Origin of the sequence: Immundisolibacter sp. (assembly GCF_041625615.1) — a bacterium.
In the GTDB taxonomy this organism is placed as follows: domain Bacteria; phylum Pseudomonadota; class Gammaproteobacteria; order Immundisolibacterales; family Immundisolibacteraceae; genus Immundisolibacter.
The window spans coordinates 1-5,088 of sequence record NZ_JBFJTF010000146.1 but is presented as its reverse complement, the minus strand read 5'-3'; the positions used below and the strand labels follow the sequence as shown (position 1 = coordinate 5,088).

Annotated in this window: 4 protein-coding genes; 3 read left to right on the top strand and 1 reads right to left on the bottom strand. The window is 70.2% G+C overall.

What is annotated here, in order from left to right:
• The first annotated feature begins 274 nt into the window (after positions 1-274).
• Together ABYX71_RS10225 and ABYX71_RS10220 are read left to right on the top strand one after the other, a co-directional pair.
• Positions 275-718 (top strand): GNAT family N-acetyltransferase, encoded by a 444-nt coding sequence (locus ABYX71_RS10225; protein ID WP_372696398.1) that lies wholly within the window; start codon positions 275-277, stop codon positions 716-718.
• 184 nt (positions 719-902) lie between these two features.
• The gene (locus ABYX71_RS10220) at positions 903-2,111 is read left to right on the top strand and encodes an MFS transporter (RefSeq protein WP_372696397.1); all 1,209 of its coding nucleotides are present in this window, start codon (positions 903-905) and stop codon (positions 2,109-2,111) included.
• A gap of 44 nt (positions 2,112-2,155) precedes the next feature.
• Here the strand turns inward: ABYX71_RS10220 and norR are convergent, their stop codons facing one another.
• Positions 2,156-3,706: a nitric oxide reductase transcriptional regulator NorR gene (norR, locus tag ABYX71_RS10215; protein WP_372696396.1), complete on the bottom strand. Its 1,551-nt coding sequence runs from the start codon at positions 3,704-3,706 to the stop codon at positions 2,156-2,158.
• Positions 3,707-3,875: 169 nt separating this feature from the next.
• Between norR and hmpA the strand changes: the two genes are divergently transcribed.
• A complete protein-coding gene (gene hmpA / locus ABYX71_RS10210) occupies positions 3,876-5,054 on the top strand; it encodes an NO-inducible flavohemoprotein (protein ID WP_372696395.1) in 1,179 nt (392 codons plus the stop codon).
• Positions 5,055-5,088 lie beyond the last annotated feature (34 nt).

Below are 5,088 nucleotides of genomic sequence, written 5' to 3'. Positions count from 1 at the left end.
GCAGCATATTTTTCATTTGGCCTCGTACGGCGGCCCGCACCCTAACGATTCGTTCAAGCCGAAGTCGCTTCGCAACCCGCGTAAATACTGTTATCCGCGTCAAGCGAGTTAATGCAGCGAGCGGTTGCGTGTGCAATGGCCGTAACGCCGTGCCAACCCGCCTTCAACAAGTCGCACGCAATACCCGAAGATTCATACTCTTGTTCCCGTGGGCACGCGGCGCGTTGCCCACCCTGCAAAACTGCTTGATCAGCCGTCCACGAGGTACTTGCGCGTGGACTATCAACTCAGGCCGGCGGTGTCAGGAGACTACGGCTACTGCTACCGCCTCACCAAACGGAACATGTCCGGCCTGTTCGGCCGCCACTGGGGCGGCTGGGCGCCGGGTGCGTTCCGCAAGGCGTTTCGGGTGGAGAACACGCGGGTGGTGATGATGGGCGGCCGGCGGGCGGGCTACCTGAGCGTCCGACCCGAAGCCGGCGCGGCTTACCTGGAGAACATCCAGCTGTCGGCCCGCTGGCGGGGCAAGGGTGTCGGCACTCAGTTGCTTACCCGGCTGATCGCCGAGCACCCCACGGTCAGCCTGCGTCTGACGACGTTCGCTGACAATCCCGCCAGGCGCCTGTACCAGCGGCTGGGCTTCCTGGTGGTGGAACGGCATGGGATGACGCTGCACATGGAGCGCCCACCGGCACAGGCTGGCGACGGTCCGGCCTGAGTCTGCCGGGGCGCGGTCCATCCCGGCGGCGGGCGCCCTGCGTCCCCAGGCTCTAGAATTCACGGCCGGCAGGCGCCTGGCCGCCCGCCGAGCCCCGCCCCCGGTTGCCGCCCGTGGCGCTACCGCGGGCCCGTCACCCCTGCCCTACCCGGCCGGCCCGCTGCGCCGGCCTCTGGAACCGTTCGTGTCAAATCAAGCTTCGCCGGCGGCGCACGCCGGTGTGCCGTCGCTGATGGCAATCGTCTACCTCGCGCTGGCCGCCGGTGTCAGTGCCATGGGCATGCGCGTCAACGACGCACTGCTGCCGCAGTTGTCGCAGCTGTTCGGCGTGCCGCTGTCGGCCACGGCGCAGGTGGTGAGCCTGTATGCGCTGGCCTACGGTGCAACACAGGTGCTGTGGGGCCCTGTGGGCGACCGCTTTGGCAAGTACCGCGTGGTTGGAATTGCGGTGATCGGCTGCGCGCTGGCGTCCGCCGCCTGCGCACTGGCTGAGGACTTCACCCAGCTGCGGGCCATGCGGGTACTGGCCGGCGCGCTGGCAGCGGCCATCATTCCCCTGGCCATGGCCTGGATTGGTGACGTGGTGCCTTACGAGCGCCGCCAGCCGGTGCTGGCGCGTTTTCTGATTGGCCAGATCACCGGCCTGGCGGCCGGCGTGTGGCTGGGCGGCGTGGCGGCCGATCACTTCAGCTGGCGGATGCCGTACTACACGCTGACGGTGCTGTATGGCCTGGCCGGCGTGCAGTTGTGGCTTGGCGCCCGCCGCCTGCCGCGGGCCCCGGCGCCCGCGGCGGCGCCGCTGGCGGGCATGGCGGCCGGTTTCGGGCAGGTGCTGCGTCAAGGCTGGGCGCGGCGGCTGCTGGCGACGGTGTTTCTGGAGGGCGCGTTCCTGTTCGGGCCGCTGGCGTTCGTGGCGGCGCACCTGCACACGCGCCTTGGGGTGTCGCTCACCGTGGCCGGCTCGCTGCTGATGATGTACGGCGCCGGCGGCTTTGTGTACGCGCTGGCCGCCCGCCGCCTGGTGGCGGGTCTGGGTGAGGTGGGCCTGGCCCGGGCCGGGGCGGTGTGTCTGTGCCTTGGCCTGGGCACCATCGCGGTGGCGCCGATGTGGCTGTTCGGTCTGCTCGGCAGCCTGCTGTCGGGCCTGGGCTTTTACATGATGCACAACACGCTGCAGGTCAACGCCACGCAGATGGCGCCGCAGGCGCGCGGCGCGGCGGTGTCCATCTTCGCCGCCAGCTTTTTCCTGGGACAGGCCGCCGGCGTGTCGCTGACCGGCTGGCTGGCCACGCGTTTCGGCAGTGGGCCCGCCATCGCCGCCGGCGGCGTGGCGCTGCTGGGGGTGGGTCTGGCCTTCGGGCAGATGCTGGCGCGCCGCAAGGCGGCCGGCTGACCGGCGTCAGGCGCCCGGTCGCGGACGCGACCGGCGCGACGGCGTCAGGACGGCAGCAGGTCCAGGCGCCTTAGCAGGCGGTGCAGGTTGCCACGGTCGAGCCCCAGTTCGCGGGCCGTCGCCGCGCGGTTGCCGGCATTGCGCGTGAGGGCGTCCTCGATGAGCCGGCGCTGGAACGCGTCCACCGCGTCACGCAGCGGCAGATGAACCGGCAGCGGTGCTTCGGCAGGATTGGCCTGGCCCATGGCCACCGGCCCCAGTTCCAGGTGCTGGGCGTGCAGGGTGACGATGCGCGGCTGGCCGGCGTGCTGCGCCATTGCCCGCACGGCGGCACGACTGACCAGGTGTTCGAGCTCGCGCACGTTGCCCGGCCACGGCTGCCGCAGCAGGGCAGACTGCGCGTCCGCCGCCAGGCGCAGGCCGCGCAGGCCCAGCCGCACGCGGTTTTCCTCCAGAAACCCGCCGGCCAGCAGCTGTACGTCGCGGCCGCGTTCGCGCAGCGGCGGCACCTGCAGCGGGTAGACGCTCAGGCGGTGGTACAGATCGGCGCGAAAGCGCCCGGCGCGCACCTCGGCCGCCAGGTCGCGGTTGGTGGCCGCCAGCACGCGCACGTCCACCCGATGTTGGCGGTCGGTACCCAGGCGCTCGATCTGCCCGCCCTGCAGCACGCGCAGCAGCTTGGCCTGGATGGGCAGCGGCAGTTCGCCGATCTCGTCCAGCAGCAGGGTGCCGCCGTCGGCCAGCTCGAAGCGCCCGCGCCGCTCACCGACGGCGCCGGTGAAGGCGCCGCGCACATGGCCGAACAGCTCGCTTTCCACCAGGTTTTCCGGCAGGGCCGCGCAGTTGAGGGTGATCAGCGGCTGTTCGGCGCGCTGCGAACGGGCGTGGAGCGCCTGCGCCACCAGTTCCTTGCCGGTGCCGGTCTCGCCGGTGATCAGCACGGTCAGGTCAGTGCCCGCCACGGTGTCGATTTCCGCCTGCAGGCGCCGCATCACGGCGCTGTGTCCGGTCAGTTCGCGTTGCCGGGCGCGGGTGCTGTCTTCGGCCAGCGCCCGCACCAGCTGCTGCTCGCGCTGGGCACGCTGTTGCAGGTTGCCGATGCGCTCGCCGGCGGCCAGCACCGCGCCGGCCAGGCTGGCGAACGCTTCCAGCAGCGCCGGCTCGACCGACTCGAAGGCGTGCGGGTCGAGCGCATCCAGCGTCAGCAAGCCCCAGGGCTGGTCGTCGCGGTACAGCGGACAGCCCATGCAGTCGTGCACCTCCAGCTGCCCGGTGCGGCCTTCCACCAGGCCATCGTAGGGATCGGGCAACTGGCAGTCGCTGGCAAGCCGCGTCGACCCGCGCCTTTGCAGCAGCGTCAGCAGACGCGGATGGTCCTGCAGGCGAAAGCGCCGACCCAGCGTGTCGTGGCTGAGTCCGGACACGGCCAGCGGCCGCAGTGTGTCGCCCTCCAGGCGCAGCAGGGCCGCCGCATCACAGGGAAACAGCGCCTGCAGGACGTCGACCAGCTGGCGCGGCAGCGACGCACCAGGCCGGTCGGGGCCCAGCAGGTCGAGCATGCGGCGGACGGCGTCGAGCAGCTCGGATGAAGTCATTTTCACAACATTTGCTGTCTGAGTAACAACACGGGAATGTTGTCTTTATAACCTCGACTCTTGACTAGCTCCAGTCTTTCAAACGGTTACGTTCTGGCACAGAGGTTGATGAGCACTGGCCGCGAGGGTGATCCAACCCCTCCAGTGCCACGTCACATCAGGAGTCGACATGCTGTCCGAACATCACCGTCAACAGGTCAAGGCCACCGTGCCGCTGCTCGAAGCCGGCGGCGAGGCGCTGACCCGGCATTTCTACGGCGTCATGCTCAGCGAGCATCCCGAGGTACGGCCGCTGTTCAACCAGGCGCACCAGGCCAGCGGCGCGCAGCCACGGGCGCTGGCCAACGGCATCCTGCAGTACGCCCGGCACATCGACCGGCTGGACACGCTCGGCCCGCTGGTCGGGCAGATCGTGCAAAAGCACGTGTCGCTGCAGGTGCTGCCGGAGCAGTACCCCATCGTCGGCAGCTGCCTGCTGCGCGCCATCCGCGAGGTGCTGGGACCGGACATCGCGACCGATGCCGTCATCGAGGCCTGGGCGGCGGCCTATGAGCAACTGGCGGATCTGCTGATCGGCGCCGAGGAAGATGTGTACGCCGCCGCCGCGGCGACCCCCGGCGGCTGGCGCGGCGCGCGGCGGTTCGAGGTGGTGCGCAAGGTGCCGGAGAGCGTCGAGATCACCTCCCTCTACCTCAGGCCGGCCGACGGCGGCGCCGTGATGCCGTTTAAGCCCGGCCAGTACATCGGCATCCGGCTCGCCATCGACGGCCAGGAAGTGCGGCGCAACTACTCGCTGTCCGCCCCGCCGAACGGCAGCACCTACCGCATCAGCGTCAAGCGCGAACCCGGCGGCGTGGTGTCGAACCACCTGCACGACGCGCTCGGCGTCGGAGCCGCGATCGACCTGTTCCCGCCGGCCGGCGAATTCGTGCTCGCGCCCGGCGAACGGCCGCTGGCCCTGATCAGCGGCGGTGTCGGCATCACCCCCACGCTGCCCATGCTGCACGCGGCGCACGAGCAACGCCGGCCGGTCACCTTCGTGCATTTCGCGCGCAATGCGGCGGTGCATGCGTTTCGGGACTGGGTGGACGACCTGGTCGCACGCAGCCCGCAGGCACGACGCTTCTACTGTCACGAACAAGCCGGCACCCTACCGGTGGACGCCAACGGCCGCGCGTGCACCGACCTGTTGGCGCGCTGGCTGCCGCAGGCGCGCGACATGGACGCCTACTTCATCGGCCCGCCACCGTTCATGGCGGCCGTGAAGCGGGCCTTGGGCGAGCTTGGCGTACCGCCGGCGCAGATGCACTGGGAGTTCTTCGGCCCGGCAGCGGCGCTGGAGACCTGAGAGGATCTGTAGCGCTGCCGGCGGCTGCCCCTAG

Bases quoted from the DNA above. Each gene is read 5' to 3' on its own strand.
- norR (WP_372696396.1), bottom strand. From the start codon at position 3,706: ATGACTTCATCCGAGCTGCTCGACGCCGTCCGCCGCATGCTCGACCTG.
- hmpA (WP_372696395.1), top strand. From the start codon at position 3,876: ATGCTGTCCGAACATCACCGTCAACAGGTCAAGGCCACCGTGCCGCTG.